The 20,081-nt window shown below is 51.1% G+C and carries 17 protein-coding genes; 11 read left to right on the top strand and 6 right to left on the bottom strand.

What is annotated here, in order from left to right; genetic code table 11:
- The first annotated feature begins 266 nt into the window (after window positions 1-266).
- Window positions 267-1,991, top strand: a complete 1,725-nt coding sequence (locus Pan161_RS23960) for a response regulator (RefSeq protein ID WP_145231266.1) — start codon at window positions 267-269, stop codon at window positions 1,989-1,991.
- A gap of 230 nt (window positions 1,992-2,221) precedes the next feature.
- Window positions 2,222-3,529 (top strand): Gfo/Idh/MocA family protein, encoded by a 1,308-nt coding sequence (locus Pan161_RS23955; protein WP_145231265.1) that lies wholly within the window; start codon window positions 2,222-2,224, stop codon window positions 3,527-3,529.
- A gap of 105 nt (window positions 3,530-3,634) precedes the next feature.
- On the opposite strand, the gene Pan161_RS23950 is transcribed toward Pan161_RS23955, so the two are convergent.
- On the bottom strand, window positions 3,635-4,021 hold the full coding sequence (locus Pan161_RS23950) for a hypothetical protein (RefSeq protein WP_197995495.1): 387 nt from the start codon (window positions 4,019-4,021) through the stop codon (window positions 3,635-3,637).
- 287 nt (window positions 4,022-4,308) lie between these two features.
- Window positions 4,309-5,265: a mannonate dehydratase gene (locus Pan161_RS23945; RefSeq protein ID WP_145231264.1), complete on the bottom strand. Its 957-nt coding sequence runs from the start codon at window positions 5,263-5,265 to the stop codon at window positions 4,309-4,311.
- 218 nt (window positions 5,266-5,483) lie between these two features.
- Between Pan161_RS23945 and Pan161_RS23940 the strand changes: the two genes are divergently transcribed.
- Complete coding sequence (locus tag Pan161_RS23940) at window positions 5,484-7,181, top strand: formate--tetrahydrofolate ligase (RefSeq protein WP_145231263.1); 1,698 nt, start codon at window positions 5,484-5,486, stop codon at window positions 7,179-7,181.
- Window positions 7,182-7,376: 195 nt separating this feature from the next.
- Here the strand turns inward: Pan161_RS23940 and Pan161_RS23935 are convergent, their stop codons facing one another.
- Both Pan161_RS23935 and Pan161_RS23930 read right to left on the bottom strand, forming a co-directional pair.
- Window positions 7,377-8,594: a mandelate racemase/muconate lactonizing enzyme family protein gene (locus tag Pan161_RS23935; RefSeq protein WP_145231262.1), complete on the bottom strand. Its 1,218-nt coding sequence runs from the start codon at window positions 8,592-8,594 to the stop codon at window positions 7,377-7,379.
- 44 nt (window positions 8,595-8,638) lie between these two features.
- The gene (locus Pan161_RS23930; protein WP_145231261.1) at window positions 8,639-10,111 is read right to left on the bottom strand and encodes a M81 family metallopeptidase; all 1,473 of its coding nucleotides are present in this window, start codon (window positions 10,109-10,111) and stop codon (window positions 8,639-8,641) included.
- A gap of 168 nt (window positions 10,112-10,279) precedes the next feature.
- On the opposite strand from Pan161_RS23930, the gene Pan161_RS23925 reads away from it, so the two are divergent.
- Together Pan161_RS23925 and Pan161_RS23920 are read left to right on the top strand one after the other, a co-directional pair.
- A complete protein-coding gene (locus Pan161_RS23925) occupies window positions 10,280-11,038 on the top strand; it encodes an IclR family transcriptional regulator (protein ID WP_145231260.1) in 759 nt (252 codons plus the stop codon).
- Between the two features lie 7 nt (window positions 11,039-11,045).
- Window positions 11,046-11,729, top strand: coding sequence for an RraA family protein (locus tag Pan161_RS23920; RefSeq protein ID WP_145231259.1), 684 nt, complete (start codon window positions 11,046-11,048; stop codon window positions 11,727-11,729).
- Window positions 11,730-11,831: 102 nt separating this feature from the next.
- On the opposite strand, the gene Pan161_RS23915 is transcribed toward Pan161_RS23920, so the two are convergent.
- Window positions 11,832-13,304, bottom strand: a complete 1,473-nt coding sequence (locus Pan161_RS23915; RefSeq protein WP_145231258.1) for a sulfatase-like hydrolase/transferase — start codon at window positions 13,302-13,304, stop codon at window positions 11,832-11,834.
- Window positions 13,305-13,613: 309 nt separating this feature from the next.
- Between Pan161_RS23915 and Pan161_RS23910 the strand changes: the two genes are divergently transcribed.
- The 4 genes from Pan161_RS23910 (at window position 13,614) to Pan161_RS23895 (ending at window position 18,107) form a co-directional block, all read left to right on the top strand.
- Window positions 13,614-14,870: a hypothetical protein gene (locus Pan161_RS23910; protein WP_145231257.1), complete on the top strand. Its 1,257-nt coding sequence runs from the start codon at window positions 13,614-13,616 to the stop codon at window positions 14,868-14,870.
- A gap of 64 nt (window positions 14,871-14,934) precedes the next feature.
- Window positions 14,935-16,290: an NAD(P)/FAD-dependent oxidoreductase gene (locus Pan161_RS23905; protein ID WP_145231256.1), complete on the top strand. Its 1,356-nt coding sequence runs from the start codon at window positions 14,935-14,937 to the stop codon at window positions 16,288-16,290.
- 33 nt (window positions 16,291-16,323) lie between these two features.
- Window positions 16,324-17,076, top strand: coding sequence for a hypothetical protein (locus Pan161_RS23900; protein WP_145231255.1), 753 nt, complete (start codon window positions 16,324-16,326; stop codon window positions 17,074-17,076).
- Window positions 17,073-18,107: a DNA integrity scanning protein DisA nucleotide-binding domain protein gene (locus Pan161_RS23895; protein WP_390620758.1), complete on the top strand. Its 1,035-nt coding sequence runs from the start codon at window positions 17,073-17,075 to the stop codon at window positions 18,105-18,107. Before Pan161_RS23900 ends, Pan161_RS23895 begins: the two co-directional genes overlap by 4 nt.
- Before the next feature lie 48 nt (window positions 18,108-18,155).
- On the opposite strand, the gene Pan161_RS23890 is transcribed toward Pan161_RS23895, so the two are convergent.
- On the bottom strand, window positions 18,156-18,551 hold the full coding sequence (locus Pan161_RS23890) for a hypothetical protein (RefSeq protein WP_145231253.1): 396 nt from the start codon (window positions 18,549-18,551) through the stop codon (window positions 18,156-18,158).
- Window positions 18,552-18,756: 205 nt separating this feature from the next.
- Between Pan161_RS23890 and Pan161_RS23885 the strand changes: the two genes are divergently transcribed.
- Window positions 18,757-19,503, top strand: coding sequence for a LamG domain-containing protein (locus tag Pan161_RS23885; RefSeq protein ID WP_145231252.1), 747 nt, complete (start codon window positions 18,757-18,759; stop codon window positions 19,501-19,503).
- Between the two features lie 38 nt (window positions 19,504-19,541).
- Complete coding sequence (locus Pan161_RS23880; RefSeq protein ID WP_145231251.1) at window positions 19,542-20,036, top strand: DUF1877 family protein; 495 nt, start codon at window positions 19,542-19,544, stop codon at window positions 20,034-20,036.
- The last annotated feature ends 45 nt before the right edge of the window (window positions 20,037-20,081 follow it).

Here is a 20,081-nt window from a genome sequence, read left to right as displayed (position 1 = left end):
CTTAATTTTGGCTGACAGAAAGCCGATTTCATAGGTACGATATCGTTATACTGTTTATGTTGTTCAAGATTTTGGTGAAAAGCATAAAAACCAGGGCGAGAATTCTATCAATCGTACCTGAATCTGCGTAATACAAGACTGTGGCATCTTGTTTTTTATCCGGTTGTTACTACAAATCAAACTCGTCGGAACAACAGGTGCCCCCGTTTGTGATACAACATCAAGTGAAGCATCAAACGTCTTAGTGGACAAAGGCTGTTTTCGTAGTGACCAATCCGCAAAAAATTCTCTTCTGTGGGCCCTCAGATGACCAGACTTCTGAGTTGCGAGAACAGTTCACCAATGAAGACTATCTGGTTGTAACCTCGGAGAATCTGGCGGAAGGCATCGCCGAATTTGATCAGGGAAACATTTCTGCTCTGGTCGTTCCAGCCACTTCCGGTACCTTACCTCTGGCTTTAATTCAGTCGGGTACACTTCTGGAATTTCTGCCACATGCTGTGGTCGTTCTGGATGTCGACCTGCGTATCATCTGGTCGAATCATCAGCTGAGCCAGCTCTGCGGTCAGGAAGATTCACTGATTGGTCATTCCTTCTACGATGCCTTTGGCGCCCCCGAAATTCTGGGTCCTGATTTCAGCCCGTTTCATACAGCCTTCTCCACACGCAAGATTGCCAAGAGCGGACTGCGGGTGGGAGATAAGAGCTATTTCGATGTCGAAGTCATGCCCGTCCTGACCTCTCCTGACAGTCAACAGGAGCCCGCTTATCTGGTGGCCAGCGTGCGTGATATCTCTGAAGAAGTATTACAGCGCCAGAAACTCAATGCCATCTATCAGGCAGGACTTGAGCTCGGCGATCTGTCTCCCGAAGAAATTTTCGAGATGACGACCGAAGATCGCATCGAACTCCTCAAAGCCAAAATCCTGCATTACACTCAGGATCTGCTTGAATTTGAAACCGTGGAAATTCGTCTGTTGGATAAAGCCTCGAATCGGCTGGATGTGCTCCTCGCCGTCGGCATGGAGCAGGTGGCGACCAACCGCACACTTTATGCAGATCCCGAAGCGAACGGCGTGACCGGCTTTGTTGCCGCCACGGGAAAAAGTTATCTCTGCGAAGACACGGCACACGACCCCCTGTATATGACAGGCGCTCCCGATGCCCGCAGCTCCCTGACGGTTCCCCTGAATCTGCACGATGAAGTGCTGGGAACCTTCAATGTGGAAAGCCCGCACGCGGGTGCCTTTGACGAAAATGATCTGCACTTTCTTGAGCTGTTCAGTCGCGAAGTCGCGATTGCTTTAAATACACTGGATCTGCTGGTTGTCGAAAAACTGACGACGGCCTCTGCCAGTACGGAATTAATTATGCGTGGGGTCGTTGATCCGGTGGATGAGATCCTCAACGATACGGCCTGGATTCTGGAGCGGTATATCGGTCACGAGCCAAGTGTGTGCGAGCGATTGCAGCGTATCCTTAAAGATACTCGTCACATTAAGCAACTGATTCAACAGGTGGGAGACGAAATGGCTCCCCAGGCACCTCATCATCATAAAGTGCCCACGATGAGACAGGTGAATCCCAAACTGGTCAACAAGCGGATTCTGGTCGTCGACAGTGATGCCACTGTCAGACGGGCAGCACATGAACTGCTGGGCCGACTGGGCTGTGAGGTAGAAACCGCTCACGATGGAGAAGAAGCATTCCTGATGGTCCGCAGCTTTCATTATGATGTGGTCATCGCCGATATCCGGCTGCCCGATATGAACGGGTACGAATGCTTCGCCCAGATCCGGGAGATTCATGAGCACCTGCCTGTCATCCTGATGACAGGATTTGGTTACGATCCCACGCACTCGATCGTCAAAGCCCGACAATTGGGACTGAAATGCGTTCTCTACAAGCCGTTCCGCCTCGATCAACTGATTTCCGGCGTGGAAAAAGCAGTCAGCATTTCGGAAGATATCACTTCAGAAACCTCCAATTGAAAACGGCTTCACAGTTTGACGCCGGCTTTTTCACAGTCCCCTTTCCAATCAGCCATTTTCTGCGTTTTCCCATAACAGTCTCGATTTCCCTTCTGGTCTGCGATATATTAAAAAAAGTTAATATATTGGATCCGTCCTCGTTTTAGCTGACGATTTTCCATCACGGATCACCGCCAGATAGATTCATTCCAGTGACACCAAAGATCATTTCTCACAAGGAGATTATTATAATGTCAAATTCCGTCGACCGCCGTGAGTTCCTCAAGAAAGCATTGATCGCGGGAACTGCCGTTCCAGCCTTCACAGGTGCTCTGCCTCTGCTGCCACTGCAAGCCGCTGCCAAAAGTAAAAGTCCGAATGAAAAACTCAATCTGGCGTCGATCGGCGTGGCCGCCCGGGCATATGCGAATATCAGCGGTACGAAATCAGAAAACTTCGTCGCTCTCTGCGATATCGATTCGAAGCGTCTGGAGATTGCCTCCAAAGAATTCCCCAAAGCCGAAAAGTATGATGACTATCGCAAGGTTCTGGATCGCAACGACCTGGACGGCGTTCTGGTCAGTACTCCCGATCACATGCACGCCCCGGCGGCCGCAGCAGCGCTGCGAAAAGGCCTGCCAGTTTACTGTGAGAAACCACTCACGCACTCCGTGTTCGAAGCACGTGTCCTGACCGATCTGGCCGCCAAAGCGGGCGTCGCCACACAGATGGGGAACCAGATTCACGCGACCGACAACTACCGCAAGGTGGTGGAAATGGTTCAGTCCGGTGTAATCGGTCCCGTCCGTCGCGTGCACGTCTGGGTGGGAGGCGGTGTTCGTATTGAAGGCGAACGCTCCAAAGAAAATAATCCCCCCTCTTATGTCAACTACGATCAATGGATCGGACCGGCGCCGTTCCGTCCCTACAATGAATCGCATTTCCACTTCAACTGGCGCTACTGGTGGGACTTCGGTAACGGTCAACTGGGTGACTTCGGTTGTCACTATATGGATCTGCCTTTCTGGGCTCTGAAACTCAAATACCCCAAGACCGTCGTTGCTGTTGGAGAAAAGGCACATGGTGGTGTGAACGAATGCCCGAGCCTGATGAAGGTCGATTACGAATACGAGGCCCGCGAAGATCTGCCTCCAGTGCACATGACCTGGTATCATGGCGGCTGGAAACCCAAAGGCGCCGAAGCTTACGAGAAAAACAGCGCCGTCCTGTTCGAAGGGGATGACGGACGCCTGCTCGCTGATTACGGTACGAACAAGGTCTTCATGGAAGCCGGCAAAGAAGCCAAACCGGTAGAACCTTACCTGACCCGTCCCCAGAGCCACCACATCGAATGGCTGAACGCGATCCGCAACGGCACACCGACGGGCAGTAACTTCAACTACGCGGGCCCGCTGACCGAAACCGTGCTGCTGGGCAACGTTTCCTACCGCGTTGGTCAGAAGAAACTGGAATGGGATGCCGACAACCTCAAGGTCACCAACGTCCCCGAAGCCGCCCAGTACATTAAACGCGAATACCGCGAAGGCTGGACACTGTAGTTGGTGCGAATCAGTCAGACGAACTTTGCTTCGTCACAACAAAAAAGAGCCTGCTGAATCTGATTCAGCAGGCTCTTTCCGTTATCACTTTAAATCGTAATCAGCTTATTTATACTTCACAACCGTTTTATAGTTGGGGGCTAAAAACCGGGGGCCACGACTCTTATACACGACTTTTCCTGGAGCGTAATAAGAGTAAGCAGGTGTCGGGGCATAATAAGTAGTCACAGGCTGCACAATAACCGGAGCGGGCTGGTAGTAAACCGGAGTCATGACAGGAGCGGGTACCAGGGCCGGTGCGTAATACCCATTCATCGCCGGTACATAGTAGGCTGTATTGACGGGGGCGGGAACCGAGTAAACAGGAGCGGGTCCTACATACGGAAATGGTGAGCTGTAGTAAGTGATGCGTCCGCCCGCTTCGGACACGGAGGACATCAACGAGAAACAGGCGACAACAGCCGCCGCGGCAAACAGCATTCGAATACGCATGGGTCTGACTCCTAAAGAGTGGGAAATCGAGTTTAGTCACGGATGAACCGGGCAGAGTTCATTCTGTTCAGACGCTCCCCAATCAAGTGGTGCCTCCTGCCTTCCATCTCGACTTCCCTGTCAGACTTCATCAACTGGGTAAGTTGTGCCTGCTATAACGATTATACAGGGAATTCCGCGTACAGCTACCAGCCAGTTCATGTTTTTTCAATCTCAGACAAATCAATAAACTGTTATGGGTTCTGGTTTTCCGGAAAATCAGGCCGGTTTAAGTGTCAGAACGGTTCTCAGGATTTCTGAGCCCCCTCGATCAGTCCCTGCAGATAACCAAAGGCATGCAGGCGTCCCAGCATCGTATATCCGGGCTCCCCTGTTTCTTCCCCCACCAGCTGGGGCACATGGTCGGGACGAATCGGTCCAGTGAACCCGATTTTCTGATACGCTTTGACGGCTGCGAACATGTCGGTCGGGCCGTTATCGTGAAACGTTTCAACAAAGCGTTCGCGCGTTCCGCGGATATCCCGGAAATGGACATAGCGGATATGAGATCCCAGTCGCTCAATCGTCGCGGGAATATCAACACCCATTTCTGCAAATGTCCCCTGACAAAAACAGATTCCATTCGCCGGGCTCGAAGACAACTTCATCAACCGTTCAAAACTCTCCACGGAATTCATGATGCGGGTTTTGCCCATGAACGTCTCAAGCGGCGGATCATCGGGATGCATCGCCAGCGTCACGTTACACGCCTCAGCGACCGGCAGCAGTTCCTGTAGAAAACGTTCCAGGTTCTGCCATAATTTCTCGGCTGAAATCGGTTCAGTCTGTTGCTGTTGTGTTGTCTGAGACAGCGAAACGGCCTGCGCGGCCTGTTCCACGTCAAAACCGGTTACCAGTGCACCGCCCCGCTCCGGCGCTTTCAGTTCTGTGCGCACCCAGTCGGTTCCCGCCATGAAGTTGTAACAGATATACGGTATGCCTGTCTGCTGCATGTTCTGCAACAGCGCTTTCATTTCCCTAATCTCTTCAGCAAACTGTTCGTTGCCCAGCTTGATGTTTTCGATAGGGAGATAACCTTCAATCGCCGCAATCTGCAGACCGCAGGCGGTCACCTGTTCTTGAATCGACTGCAATTTTTCCAGAGCAGGCCCCGGATAACGGATTGTGACATGCGTCACACCAATTTGAGATAACAGTTTCAGGTTGTCATCGGTAAATGGAGTCACTACAGAGGTCAGTTGCATGGTGGATTCCTGTTCTCAGTTCTGATGAAATTCACAGGAATCGCATTTTTCTCTTCCTGCTGTCTTTGGTGCTATTTTCATGTTTTTCTGCTGATTTCACAATCATTGTCATACAGAATTAACGGGTTCTGGCTTTTCTCGAATGTCGATACTGAGTTAAAATCCTGCATTCATCAAGATCCGGCGGACAAATTCATTTTTCTGACAGGCGCTCTCACATGCATCGTATTACTCCTTCCAGCTCCGGCGGGCCGATTCTCAGAGACATCGATTCCCTCGCGAAAGAACTGGGGCTGGGACCAGGTGACTACGACCCGTATGGCCGCCTCAAGGCCAAACTAGTCCACGGTCTCGCAGACAAGTTAGCTGATCGCCCTTTGGCGAAGTATATCGGCGTGACCGCCATCAACCCGACTCCGCTGGGCGAAGGCAAAACCGTCACCGTCATCGGTCTGGCGATGGCCCTCTCTCAACTGGGCCACACCACGATCGGCACACTCCGCGAACCTTCGCTGGCGCCGGTGTTCGGCATCAAGGGAGGCGGGGCCGGCGGTGGCAATTGCACGCTGGAGCCCCAGTCCGATATCAACCTGCATTTCACAGGAGACATGCACGCGGTCACCTCGGCCACTAACCTGCTGGCCAGCATCATTGATAACCACATCGCCCGACGGAAAATTCCCGAAATCAATCCGAAGACCATCACCTGGAAACGGGCCCTGGACCTCTGCGACAAAGGCCTGGCCCACATCATCAGTGGACTGGATCAACCGCCGCAGGCCCCCCTTCGCGAGACCGGCTTCGACCTGACTGCCGCCTCGGAAATCATGGCGATTCTCGCTCTGGCCAGCGATCCCCGTGATCTCCGCCTGCGTCTGGGACGCATCGTCGTCGGCATGACATACGATCGCCAGCCGGTGACCGTCGAACAGCTGGGCTGTGCCGGTGCGATGGCGGCTTTGCTCATCGATGCCCTGAGACCCAATCTGGTCCAGAGCTGTGAAGCGACGCCGTTTCTCGTGCATGCTGGTCCTTTCGGCAACATTGCACACGGTAACAGCTCCATCATCGCTGATCAGATCGCCCTGCGACTGGCCGATTACGTCGTCACGGAAAGCGGCTTTGGTGCGGATTGTGGCGCAGAAAAGTTTTTCGATATCAAATGCCGTACCAGTGGTCTGCAGCCTGATGCCGAAGTGCTGGTCTGTACGGCCCGTGCCCTGAAATTGCAGAGCGGTCTGTTCGACGTTCACCCGGGAAGACCATTGCCCCCGGCCCTCCTCGAAGAAAATCTGGAGGCCCTTCATGCGGGAGCCATCAATCTGCGGGCGCATCTGGATATCATTCAGCAGTATCATCTGCCCACCGTCGTCGCCATCAATGCCTTTCCCGATGATTCCGAACGGGAACTGAAAGAGATTCAGAAGATCGCGCTCGAACAGGGCGCCGCAGCGGCCGTCATCACGCGCGCTTTCAGCGAAGGGGGCGAAGGCTCCCTCGCACTGGCCGAAGCGGTCGTAGAAGCTGCTGCACAGCCGAATCAGTTTCAGTACCTCTATCCACTGGAAATGCCGATCGCCGAAAAAATCGAAACAATCGCGACCCGCATCTATGGTGCAGCTTCTGTTGAATTCGAACCGCAGGCCCGCCGACGGATGCAGGAATACGAACAGTTAGGCTACGGCGATCTGCCGATCTGTATCGCCAAGACACAGTACTCGCTTTCCCACGATCCGCACCTGCTGGGACGACCGACCGGCTTCACCTTCCCCGTCCGTGATCTACGTCTCTCGGCGGGAGCCGGATTTCTCTACGCGTTGAGCGGTGAAATCCGCACGATGCCCGGTCTTCCTTCAGAGCCGGCTGCTTTGCGAATTGACATTGACGACTCCGGTAATATCATCGGCCTGCATTGAGAGGCGATAGAAATTGCCGGAGAGCGTTTCCTGGTTAGAATGCATCCCTGCAAATGGGTGAACCGCGGCTAACGCCGTGCGGCTAATTTTTAGACAAGTTGCCAATCGGAATGACTGATTAGCCGAAGGGCGTTAGCCCCGGTTATGTGTCAAAGCTAGGGACCATTCGAATTGTAAAACGCTACCCGGGAACTGCTAAGTCAGCTCCGTCGCACGATACTGGTTCGTGCCCGGTGTGAAGAGTTCGGGCAGCCAGGCGACTCCCAGTCCGGGAATTTTCGGTATGATAATCCGCCCCTGCTCCACTTCGACCGGGGTGTCAATCAGCTGAGGATACAGAATCCGCAGATGGGCCCGCAGACTTTCCTGCCAGGCGACATTGTTCGAACTGGCGGCGACATGCACACCCGACAATAGAGTTAAGGGGCCCGTGCAATCATGCATTACGACAGGGACATTATAAAACTGCGCCAGTCGAGTGATGTTCCGCGTCTGTGAAATACCCCCCACCCAGGTAGGGTCAATCATCACAAAGTCGGCGGCCCGTTTTTCCAGCGCCAGGCGATAGTCATCGGGCCCGTTAAACATTTCACTCACGGCGACCGGAATTCCTGCTTTATCCCGAAAGTCACTCAGCGTATCGACACAGTCGACCCGCAGCAGGTCTTCGGCCCAGAGAATATCATATTCCTGCAGACGTTTGGCAATTCGAATCGCCGGGGCAAGCTGAAAGAAACCATGACCGTCAATAATCAGCTCGATGTTACTCCCCAGTGACTCCCTGATTTTCTGGAAGGGTTCCAGCGCCCGCGTAATATCTTTGTGTGTGATGTGCAGCGGCCCGTTAGTTTTATGCGCGGCGAAATCCAGCGTCCAGACTTTGAGAGCCTGATAGCCTTCCGATACCAGCAAGCGCGCCAGCTCGACAGGTTCATTGACGGCGGACCAGTAGTCATTCAACGGACCCTGATTCCCCACTGACCCATGGCCGGGCCAGGTGTGAGTCTTTTTTTCTGCATTGGCACCCCCGTAAGAGGGACCGCCACAGCTGTTGTAAGTACGAATCGATTCCTGAACGCAGCCTCCCAGCAGCTGCCAGACCGGCTGTGAAGTTGCTTGCCCGAAAATATCCCACAATGCGAGATCGATGGCAGAAATCGCCCGCAGCTCGGTTCCCCGCGAACCAAAGTTGGTCGCACGTTCGTAAAGAAATCGCCAGTGCGCTTCGATATCCAGTGGGTTTTTCCCCATCAGGTAATGCGACATCCAGTCATGAATCATCGCGGCTACCGCGTGCGGTGCGTAATAGGTTTCACCACAACCTACGATCCCTTCACTGGTATGAATACGTACCAGCAGCAGACCGGGCATGATCGAATCAGCAATCGAAGTTTCAATTTTCGTGATCTGCATACGATCTCTTTCAAAGTGGAGGAAGACTCGAAGTGGAATTCAGTTTAATCGATTGATTCAAAAGGAAACAGAGGCTGACGGCGGTATTGATATTGAAACTGTTCCATGTCAGCTGAAGTCACCCCCGGCGTATTCACGCGAATCAGGTTCGGGCAGACCGGGCTGTAAGCGGCCAGCGGTGCCTGGACTCCCTTGGCAATCAGGATCTGGTAGTCGGCAGGTTCAATGCCACAGGAAGTCAACTGTCTCAGACTGAACGGCGGTGTGCGATGACTGTTGAGCATGACTGTCAAACCAAAGCCGGTTTTCACGACCGCAGTGGGCCCCATCTGAAATTCGGTTTTACCGCCGTGCCTGACTTCCGGTTCTTTAAAATGGCCGTCGTGGATGCTGACCACGGTCACGTCGACGATCAGCGGCGGGCCGTGTTGATCATCGGTCTTACCTCCCATCGCCAGTTGAGGCAGTGTGGCTCCTGGACCCGCGGCAATCGCCTGCCGGGCGGCTTCCGGATCGTACAGACAGGCAAAACTGGTGGGTCCGCCTCGCTGTTTGATCGCATGTAAAATCGTTGTGCCATCCGCGGGAGAGCCGCCACCAATATTGTCACCCATATCCAGAAAGCAGACTGGCCCCGCCAGCTGTTCCACTCGATCCAGCGCTTCGTCGATGCCCACCAGATGTGCCCGAAAATCATCACGACGCTGAATCAAAGATTCGCCTAACTGGTCTGCCAACTGTTGTGCCAGATTGCGATCATTATCGGTCACCACTATGAAGCCCGAACCCATCTCGTACACGTCAGCATAGGGGAACCCCAGGATAATGCTGTTACTCAATACGCCAGGCGTTTTGAGCATTTCATCTGCCTGTCGATAGAGTGAGGCGCAGGGTTCTGACGATGTATGCTGACGCTCAATATTAATCGCCACAGGGACGAAGCAGGCCACCTGTGTCGGTTTGACTTCACCGTTGAGAATGCGTTGCATTAACCGGGCCGCTTCAATACCTCGTTCGCGTTGATCAATATGGGGATTCGAACGGTACACAATCGTCGCATTGCAGGCGTCAATCATCGCTTGTGACACATTTGCATGTGCATCCAGAGTACAGATGATCGGAAGATCCGGACCGACCACATCGCGGACCTGCGTCAGCCAGTACCCATCCAGGTCACGCGCGTTTTCACTGACTCCTGCACCATGCGGCGCAACCAGCAGACCATCCAGCGGGCCTGCGTTTTTCAATTCTTCCAGCATCTGTTGCAGCAATGTTTCGACAGTCGGCTGGGTGATTGTTCCACCAGGCAGCGCACGGGCCACAAAAATCGGCACTGCTTCGATGTCGGTTTCAGCAAGACTGGCAAAAAATCCGCCAATCTCATGGGCCGAATCTGCAAAGATCGGGTATATCGCATCCCCGGTCGCCAGCACATCATATTCAAAATCGGACAGTTCCGTCGCCGTCTGAATGAACGTATTGGACTCGTGTTGCAACGCGATGATTCCGACACGCATGAGAGGCTCCTCTATGAACCGGGCAAAACTTGAGACTACCAGAATTCCATAAGAAAACGAGCAGTTATATCTTAAAATGGAACAATGGATTCAGTATATTGGAATACAGGGCTGGTTGCAAGCAGCCAGTAACTCCTTCGTTTTCTGTCTTTCTGAATGTCAATTTTAATGCTGGTCACCAAAGAAGTCACATCGCTGGGCAAGGCATTTCTGGTACTTGAGGTACTGGCTTCCGCCGATGGTCCACTGACACTATTAGAAATGGCACACGAACTCGGGCTCCCCAAACCGACCGTGCATCGGATTCTGCAGGAACTGGTTGAGCTGGGATATGTGAGCCGCGTCGAAAAAGGCGTGTATCAGATCACGCCGAAACTCAGGCGACTGGCTTCCGGTTCTCTGGAAGATCGCTTAACAGAACTGGCGGCTCCACTGTTAAGGGAGCTGCATGAACTGACGGGGGAAACCGTGAATCTCGGCATCTTGCGGGGCACTCATGTTCGCTACCTGAGTGTGCTGGAAAGTACCCACCCCTTAAGGCGGATTGTCGAGCCCAGCAGCACCGATCCCTTTTACTCGACCTCACTGGGTCGTGCGATCACCTCACAACTGACGGACGAAGCATGGAATGCTTTAATCGCGCGAACCCGACTGGTCGCCCGCACGACGGAAACGATCATCGATCTCAAACAGCTTCGTAAAATCCATCAACAGACCCAGGCCGATGGTTATTCCGTCGAGCAGGATCAGAACGATGTCGGCGTCACCTGCATCGGAGCCCCCCTGTTCGATGGGGAGCAGATCGTTGCCGCCATCAGCCTGAGTGTGCCCACAGCACGCGCCGACACGAAAGCGCTGCAGCGATTTATCAAAGCCGTGGTGCGGACAGCACGAAAGATTTCTCAGCAACTTCAATCCCAGATATGAGGCAACCATGAATCAGCCACAACCGGAAACCATCACGCCGGAAACCATCACGTTTGACATGATGCGGGAGCATCTGCACTCAGCGATTATCTGTGACGCCCTCGATGCGCTGGGGTACACGAATCAGTCGCCGCGTAAAGAGTTGCTGCCGATGACTGTAGAATCGGTCGTCGTCGGACGCTGCAAAACCAGCCTCTGGGCTGACATGTACCATGTCGATCCCAGCCCTTATGAACTGGAACTGAAAGCCGTCGACTCGATCAACGCCGATGAAGTCTTCATTGCCGCCGCCAGCGGTTCAATGCGCTCGGGGATCTGGGGCGAATTGCTTTCCACCGCCGTCAAACATCGGGGCTGTGCGGGTGCCATCATCGATGGTGCGGTTCGTGATGTTCGTCAGATGCGATCCATGCAGTTTCCCGTCTGGGCTGTCGGAACCTCTCCCTATGACAGTAAGGACCGTCAACGAATTATCGACGTTGATGTGCCCGTGGAAATCGGTGGCGTTTACTTTGCGCCCGGCGATCTGGTGTTTGCCGATGTGGACGGCATCGCCGTCGTACCCCAGGCCGTCGAAGCCGAAGTGATTCAGTCCGCCTGGAAAAAAGTACACGAAGAAAACACATTCCGCGACAGCATCAAGAACGGCATGTCCGCGACCGAAGCGTTCGCGAAATATGGGATTTTATAAGCGTTTGTTGCTGGAACGCATCGCATTTGACCAGAGCGTCTTTCGGTCTATTATACTCGATTCAAATGGCATTGGAGACGCTACAGTAAAACTGGACACAATTTAATCGGTTTTCGCAGGGTTCCACCAGGCATCCAGTAACTGTCGCAGTTCTGCCAGGGACTCGGTAGAATCGGGATCGTTGATCAGGTTCTTCGTCTCTCCTGGATCATGTTCCAGGTCGAACAGCACATCGCCTCGGGTGTAATTGTTCCACGTTTTTCCTTGTGCATTCGGATTATGTGAAGTAATCAGCTTCAGGTTGCCTTTACGAATCCAGCGGTGCGCGACTTCACGTTTCGGCTGGTTCAATGCCGCAGCATCCCCGGGAAAGACTTCTCCGTAGACGGCCCGGTCTTGCGGCAATTTTGCTACTCCGCGCGCCGATGGCAGCAGATTTACTCCCGGCAGCTTCGCGGCTTGTTTCGCCTGCCCGGCTGCGTGCAGCAGTGTGGGCACGATATCCATGCTGCTGACCAGCGCCCTGTGCGTGGCGGGTTTGGTGTGCCCGTCCCAGCGAATCAAGATCGGAGTCCGCAGACCATCTTCATAGGGGGAGCGTTTACTCTCTTTGGTATGATGAAAATTCTCGCGTGGCTGCATCGGTTTTTCGCCCGGCGTCCAGCCATTGTCAACGACGAACAGAAACAATGTATTGTTCGGGTCGGCCTGCTGTTCCACAAACTGGACCAGTTCTCCCACGGTATCATCGAACTGCGAACAACTGGCGTAATACGCGATTTCATTTTTTGCCACACGCGGATTGTTGCGATACAGGTCGAAATATTTTCGAGGTGAATCGTGAGGCTGATGAGGCAGATAGGGAGCATACCAGACCAGCCACGGCGTTGATTTCTGTTCGCAGTCCTTGACGAAATCATAAATCGGCTGCATGGTTTCCCGACCGATTTTCAATCCCCAGTCTCCATTACCGTGAGCCGCCAACTCGCCGTTTGCCAGCCGGCGATTGCCGCCGAACGACTGTCCGGGAACCGGTTCAAAAATGGTCATGCCTTCGGTAAAGCCGGCGTTGCGATAATGGCCTTCCCAGAATTTGCCCGTCTGCAGACAGCGATAACCGTTTGCCGCCAGAATGCGTGGCAGTGTATCGACGTTCTGGATCAGTTGAAACGCCTGGCTGCGGGTCGACTCGTATTCCCTGCGGGATGTCATTTTGTTAAAGGCGCTGTTACCTGGTGGCGGATGATTGTAGTGAATCCCGCTTTGATGCGGATACAGGCCGGTCAGCAGGGTCGCCAGCGAGGGGCTGCAGACACTGGTCGGCAGATAACCATTCACATACCGGGCCGACTGTGCCGCCAGACGATCGATGTGAGGTGTCTGAATCTCTGTGTTACCCATGAAGCCGAAATCACGAAATGTCTGATCGTCTGAGATAATCAGCACAATATTGGGAGAACGCACGGGTTCCGCTGCGGCAATCATCCAATGACAGCCGAGGAAAATACAGAGGGACAGAAATTGGATAAGCGGGACCCAGTAGTCTCGCATGGCATGAAAATCGGCGCGTTTCATTGGTCAGAATCTTTCCCCAGTTAAATCGAGATGGTTTCCAGAAATTCAGCATAACTTCAAATGCCGTGCCTGTCATTCCGAATCTACGTGGCGAAATTCCACTTTTGCCGCAACTCATTTTCGCAGGAACGCAGACTGCCTGTGAAAAAAATGAAAAGAAAGCAATACAAACATTACAAAACCAAATTTGTGCGGTAACATAAGGTCTGCTGCAGTCTTTGAAACCGGTTAAGGGAGTCGCGGCGTCTGCAGTTCCTTTCAGGTATATTCAAACCAGAAAATCAAACGCATCACAGTTTCAGGAAAGGGATGTTTCCAGTGAGTATCAATACATTAGAGTATCAACCGGGCGGCGACAAAAAGAACTCGGAGTTTTTTGAAGACTACCGGATGAAGATTTTCGAACGCCGCAAGTCCAGTGGCATCGAAGACCTGCTCGGGACCATGCGCGGCATCGTGCTGCAGGTGGAAACAGGCGAAGTCCTGCCTTACCTGCATGAACTCTACCTGATGAGCCCCTATCGTTTTTCTGCGGCTTTCAGAAATAATACGCACAATGTGTATATCCTCACTTCACATCCCGATTATCCGCGGATGTTCATCCTGGAGCCGCTGGAGCAGGACTACGCCGACGAAATCACCATGTTCAATCGGCTCTACCCGCTCTCCAGCAAAAAGCCTAATGCCCGTTACATCGGTGAGATCTTCAGCACGAAAGATGTCAACGAGACACGGAGCACGCTCGAATCGCACAGTGTGCGCTTTAACTACCACCACGAAACGAAAAACCCGTTCTTTACCGATGCGCATTTTGTATTCACTTTTCCTTCCGATTTTACCTGTAACCGGGTCGGCTACACCCAGGAAGACATCGATGACTACGATGTGCTCCAACTGGGAAAACCTTTCGAACTGGAACCTGAAGTGATGGAGTCGCTGAACCAGGTGCTTGCCTTTGGCGAAGCGCACAAATTGAATAAGCTGGTGCTGGGCGTCGACCATCTGGCCACCCGGATTCTGGCCGGTGAGCGGGAAGATGCCATCCTTGAATTTCTCACCATGTCCAACCATTACTTCTGGGGCGCCTACAATATTGCGGAGATGAACTCCTCCACGAACGTGACGCGGAATGGCTATGTCGATAATGATAAAAAATCGCCCGCCAAGGTCTTTACTGCGAACAATACGCCTTCCTTCGTGAACTCCTTCGAAAATCTGCCGATGCCTACCGAAGACTTCGTTCGCAATTATGGACGCCGACTGCATCACGTGGCTTATGAAGTCCTCGACGGTGATCATCGGGGCGGTGAAAAGAACGTGGATTACGTCGTGCAGACCCTTAAGGACAAAGGCATTCCATTCCTGGCACATGTCGTCGGAGAATGCCTGGATGAACCCAATCTGAAGCAGATTTTCTCCAAGCACTCCCAGTATTCGATTCTGATCACCGAGTATGTGGAACGCTGTCACAAATACGAGGGCTTCTTCACCAAGTCCAACGTCGCCGCTCTGACCGAAGCCGCCGGCATCGACGAACGTTATGATCACGGACACGTATTCGACTGACAGACGCCGCTGACGTCCCCCGGAATTCTGTACTGCCCTACTCACTTCAGGAATTGAGATCACTATGAATCGGACTTCTTCGGATTTGCCAAGGATTGTCGTCATCGGAGGAGGTTTTGGCGGCATCAATGTTGCCAAAGCATTCAAAAATGAAGCCGTCGAAATCGATCTGATTGACAAACGGAATTACCACCTGTTTCAGCCTCTGCTGTACCAGGTGGCGACGGGCGAACTGGATCCGGCGAATATCGCGGCACCGATTCGCAGGATTCTCTGGAAACAGAAAAACGTGCACGTCGCGTTGGGGGAGGTCACTGCGATTGACTTTGATAAAAAGCTGGTCTGTTTTGATGGCGGCGAACTCGACTACGATTACCTGGTTATCGCCACTGGTGCCCGGCAGTCGTATTTCGGTCACGATGAATATCGTGTGCACGCACCGGGATTGAAGTCGATTGATGATGCGCTGGAAATCCGCAGGCGTCTGTATCTCGCGTTTGAAGAGGCGGAATGGGAAGCCGATGAAGAAGCCCGTCGTAAAATTCTGACGTTCGTGGTTGTGGGGGGCGGACCGACGGGAGTCGAACTGGCGGGCGCGATCAAAGAAGTCGCGTCTGAAACCCTGCCGCGTGAATTTCGAAATATCCATTGTGATATGGCCCGCGTGATTCTCGTTGATGGTGGTTCGCGGCTGGTCGGCCCCATGCCCGAAGACCTGAGTGCCCTCGCTCAGAAAGTACTGGAAAAGATGGGGGTCGAAATCCATTTGAATGTGCATGTGACTGATGTGACAGTCGATGGCGTGAAAATTGGCGAGGAAACGATTAATGCAGAGAACGTCTTCTGGGCTGCGGGAGTGCAGGGACAGGATCTGGCGAAAACACTGGACACTGAAGTTGATCGAGGCAGCCGGATTGTTGTGGGACCCGATATGTCGATTCCCGGACATCCCGAAGTTTTTGTCGTCGGCGATGCCGCGCATGCGACTGATGCTAAAACCGGCAAACCGGTTCCCGGTCTGGCGCAGGGCGCGATTCAAACCGGGCGTTTCGTAGCGGAGATTATCAAACAGGAAATCAACGGGAACGCACCGAAAGAACGGCCGCAGTTCAGTTATTATGACAAAGGTTCCATGGCGATGATCGGTCGCGGTAATGCCATCGCCGCGATCGGCAAGATTCATTACGGCGGCATTCTGGGCTGGATCTCCTGGAACATTCTACACGTGATGTTCCTGGTCGGCTTTCGCAACCGCTTTAAGGTGATGCTCGACTGGTGCTGGAACTACATCTGGAAAACCCGCCGCTCCCGACTGATCACCGGCGACCCTAAAGTGCACATCAAACAACTCTATTCCGACCATCAGCCCCCCGAAGTCAAAACGGGCTGGAGAAAAAAACACAAATCGGAAGAAGGCTGAATCTTTTATACATTTATTTAGGAAGATATAAATATGGGGTATGTGATTGATCATTTTATGTGGAGCTTTCAAGGACATTTTCGTTTTGGGGTAGAGTTTGCAGCCAAAAAAGTCTTCTCACTTTTAGATGATCAATTTGAGCCTGAAATATTCCTTGTTGGTGTTTTAGTAGATAATCAATCAGACCGTTACCCTGCTTGTGTTGAACCAGAGAATGATTTCTGGATCCAATCTAAAGCATTTGATTCAACACTAAATCTTGCAAGTGAAATCTTAGAAACCTACCCCGAGAGTGAGATCATTCACACCCATCCGATAGCTCAAAAATCTCATCGTAATTCGTTATTTAATCGTTCAGTCCGAGATGCTGTTATAAAAATAATCTATGAAAATGCTTCAAGTCAAAACTACTACTATGTTTCTTTTCCAGTAAGAATAGGTGGCTATCTAGTTTGTATTGTTCTGAATCTTCAAAAAAAAATAGTTGACATATACCCTTCATTAAAAACATCTCAGGTTCCGATTCACGAGCAAAGGAATGCAAACGTTGCTATTTCATTGATCGATGCAACAACACACAATTTTCTTGAAAAAGCTGTCTTTAATCTTAATGGTCCCGAACCTGGAAAATATCCTCTTGTTTTGAATGCAGATGAAATTATTAGAGAGGCAGCCTATCAATTTGTTGTTGGCTTGACCTATCGAGTTTCGGGTGTATTAGCTGGAGGGGCGCATGGGTTATTTGAAGCGTGTAACCGTATAGCCCCACTTATTATGAGAAAATAGTTGGGAAAGGTTGCTTATTACTAGCTGATAAGGACTGTTCAGGAATTCAAACTGTTATCGAATTTGCTAAACCTGCCAAACTCGAAATTACACGAGGAGCTAGAAAGTTATTAGAACTAGCTTCTCAAGACTTGGCGATGCATACAGATTCAAACCACATATATGGATTGGTTAAATATAACAGCGAAACTATTGATCAGGAAAAGGTCTTTTTGATCAATATCCTTGACCATCACCATTGGGAGATTCTTTATGCTGATAAAACTTTGATGCGGGTTAAATATGGCCAACCATATTTGCCTAAACCTTCTTTTAATGAAGATAAATTACGTAAAGATTTATCACGTATCTTTCTTAAAATGACACCAGATCAAATTGATCATATAGTTTTATTAGTAAAAGAGGCTGAGCAAGAGCAACATGGTACCATGCTTTTAATAGCAGAAAACGCTGAAGAAGAATCGCAACGATTGAGTAATCAATCAACACAGATTACCCCCAAATATCTTGTGCCAAGCATACTAAAATGCTTAACAGCCATAGATGGTGCTATCATTCTAGATCCCAAAGGTACTTGCTTTGCTATTGGGGCAATTCTAGACGGAATGGCTACTCAAGACGGTGATCCATCGCGGGGAGCAAGATATAATTCTGCCCTTCGTTATACAAAAACATTAAAATCCCCGTGTTTCATAATTGTTGTTTCTGAAGATGGAGGCGTTGATTTCATTCCCGATCTAAAGCCAGCAATCAAAAGAACAGAAATTGATGCGAGGATTAACACGCTCAATGAAATCGCTGAAGGTGAATTGATCTATCAAAAATTTCAAAGAAAATATAATGATACCATGCAATGGCTTTCTGCTCATCGCCTTTATCTTTCAGATCAAAACTGTCAATTAATAAATGATCTCATGAAAAAAATTGCTGAAGAAGCGAGATGTGACGATGCGGACACATCACGTCTTTTATATGGATCATTTAGCGAGCATCCTGAATTCGATCCACAAAAATATTACATCGATGAATAACTAATTGATGTGCTCCCAGCAAGCCAGCGATCAGTCCCTTATAGATGTTCATTTTGATTTTCGCAACGCTTCTCTTACAGCGTTTTCTCCATACTGATCTATTAACAATTCAATGGCTGTTTCACATTCCGAATAACCGGCGTTTTTCGCGTCCAGTTGCAGCTTAAATTGTTGCATCAGCAAAAACCGATTAGAATCAGGTTCGTTTCGAAAACCAAATTCCTGAAAATCTGCCAGACAACTATCCCATCCTGTGCGATGAGCCTCTAAATACATTTTATGGGCATTCCTCTGTTCTGGTGCGTCAAGCTTGGGATGAAACATAGCGTGTTGCGGAATTGATTCTGGTATGTTTACAACATATTTAAGCGCAATCTCCGGCCGATCATCACAGCCCGACACCAGAGATAACAGCAGGAGAAAAACGGTAACCTGTTTCATCATGATTAACCTATCTTTCTGACAGTAAAGCGGCAGAGAATAATAATTGTAGCATAGACCTTCCTCAAAGGGTTTCCCTTTCTCGGGTGGAAGTTCCTGGATTTGCTCGTGAAATTCCGTTTTTGTCTGGCATGACTGACCTGAAACAGGCTAGAATGGTTGTTCAGTATGTTCTGTCTTGCTATTTCACCTGAAGGGAACTGGAAAAATGGCCGTTCGCCCGTTGTTTCTGATGCTCTGTCTCTTGCTGCCTGCTCACTTTACCCTGTTGCCTGTACAGGGGGAAGACAATCCCAAAGCCGAGGCTGCCAAATCCAGTCTGGAGTTTCAAGGCAAAGGCCAGGTGATCATCCCGAAGTTGCGGTATGACGGCGATCATCCGATAACACTGGAAGCCTGGGCCAAAGCCGAGCCGCGGGATGACAACTATATCCGTGCGTCTGTGGTGGCCAATCTGCAGTTGGCGGGCGTGGGCATCCATTATTCCGGAGGTCATTGGATGGTGCACTTCAATGAAGGTCGCCAGTCAAACGCCGGTTATGCCTCGGTCGTGTCTGATGCGGAGGCGGAGCATGACAAGCCGGTTCACCTGGCCGCCGTTTTCGATGGTAAAAATGTCCTGCTGTTCGTGAATGGGAAAAAACAGGCATCGGTCAATGAAACGACCTTAAAACATGTAGCCTCTCCGCATGATTTTATGATTGGTGCAGATCCTAATGGCACAGGCTTGCCTCATCAGTTTTTTAAAGGCGCGATCGACGAAGTTCGCATTTCCAAAGTCGCCCGGTATTCAGAAGACTTCGAACCGGCTCACCGCTTCAAACCGGACAAAGACACCCTGGTACTCTATCATTTCGACGAAGGCACGGGCAATGTCGCCCACGATGAGTCAGGCAATCAATATGACGGCAAGATTAAAAATGCAACCTGGGTGAAAGAGATCATACCTGAATAATCAGGAAGAACTTTATTCAATATTGAATTGAGGCTGGTATGGGTGTGACGAATGGCTTCTTACGACTTTCGCGAGACGAATATTTGACGCTTGAGAATGATGCATCTGCATTCGAACAACGCTGCCGCGAATATGGATCTGCAGACTATCTCGATATGGACAAGGCTGGTTACGAACTCCTGTTTATGTTCAGTCCCCCAGCAGTCGATCTCGATGATGCAAAAGCGGAATCTCACCTCCCGGCGATTACTGAGCTGTTAAGTGCTGGCACGGTCCTGCATCACCAGATTGATTTTGGTTACGGGCCGGCCCAGCGTCTTTCCGAGGACACAATGCAGTCCTCCCTGGAAGAATTTCAAACACTTGACTACGACCAGTGTTACGCTATGGCGTCGACTGATTTGATGTCTGAATTGTTGATGATTGAGCTAGATGAGGACATGTTTCGAGAATATCACTGGTCTTATCTTCAATCGCTGGGTCAATTCATCAAGGAGGCTGTGGAGCGAAAAATGGTAGTACTCCGCTACTGAGAGAACGCGACAAAAACAGTAACTGAACCTGAAACGGGTTGAGAC

The organism is Gimesia algae (assembly GCF_007746795.1).
GTDB lineage: Bacteria > Planctomycetota > Planctomycetia > Planctomycetales > Planctomycetaceae > Gimesia > Gimesia algae.
This window is presented reverse-complemented; position numbering and strand designations above follow the sequence as displayed.

What these genes read in the sequence shown, in the direction of transcription:
- Pan161_RS23910 (WP_145231257.1), top strand. Translation starts at nt 13,614, where the DNA reads ATGTTTCCAGTGAGTATCAATACATTAGAGTATCAACCGGGCGGCGAC.
- Pan161_RS23940 (WP_145231263.1), top strand. Translation starts at nt 5,484, where the DNA reads ATGCATCGTATTACTCCTTCCAGCTCCGGCGGGCCGATTCTCAGAGAC.
- Pan161_RS23915 (WP_145231258.1), bottom strand. Translation starts at nt 13,304, where the DNA reads ATGAAACGCGCCGATTTTCATGCCATGCGAGACTACTGGGTCCCGCTT.
- Pan161_RS23890 (WP_145231253.1), bottom strand. Translation starts at nt 18,551, where the DNA reads ATGATGAAACAGGTTACCGTTTTTCTCCTGCTGTTATCTCTGGTGTCG.
- Pan161_RS23945 (WP_145231264.1), bottom strand. Translation starts at nt 5,265, where the DNA reads ATGCAACTGACCTCTGTAGTGACTCCATTTACCGATGACAACCTGAAA.
- Pan161_RS23885 (WP_145231252.1), top strand. Translation starts at nt 18,757, where the DNA reads ATGGCCGTTCGCCCGTTGTTTCTGATGCTCTGTCTCTTGCTGCCTGCT.
- Pan161_RS23950 (WP_197995495.1), bottom strand. Translation starts at nt 4,021, where the DNA reads ATGCGTATTCGAATGCTGTTTGCCGCGGCGGCTGTTGTCGCCTGTTTC.
- Pan161_RS23905 (WP_145231256.1), top strand. Translation starts at nt 14,935, where the DNA reads ATGAATCGGACTTCTTCGGATTTGCCAAGGATTGTCGTCATCGGAGGA.
- Pan161_RS23880 (WP_145231251.1), top strand. Translation starts at nt 19,542, where the DNA reads ATGGGTGTGACGAATGGCTTCTTACGACTTTCGCGAGACGAATATTTG.
- Pan161_RS23935 (WP_145231262.1), bottom strand. Translation starts at nt 8,594, where the DNA reads ATGCAGATCACGAAAATTGAAACTTCGATTGCTGATTCGATCATGCCC.
- Pan161_RS23955 (WP_145231265.1), top strand. Translation starts at nt 2,222, where the DNA reads ATGTCAAATTCCGTCGACCGCCGTGAGTTCCTCAAGAAAGCATTGATC.
- Pan161_RS23930 (WP_145231261.1), bottom strand. Translation starts at nt 10,111, where the DNA reads ATGCGTGTCGGAATCATCGCGTTGCAACACGAGTCCAATACGTTCATT.
- Pan161_RS23920 (WP_145231259.1), top strand. Translation starts at nt 11,046, where the DNA reads ATGAATCAGCCACAACCGGAAACCATCACGCCGGAAACCATCACGTTT.
- Pan161_RS23900 (WP_145231255.1), top strand. Translation starts at nt 16,324, where the DNA reads ATGGGGTATGTGATTGATCATTTTATGTGGAGCTTTCAAGGACATTTT.
- Pan161_RS23925 (WP_145231260.1), top strand. Translation starts at nt 10,280, where the DNA reads ATGCTGGTCACCAAAGAAGTCACATCGCTGGGCAAGGCATTTCTGGTA.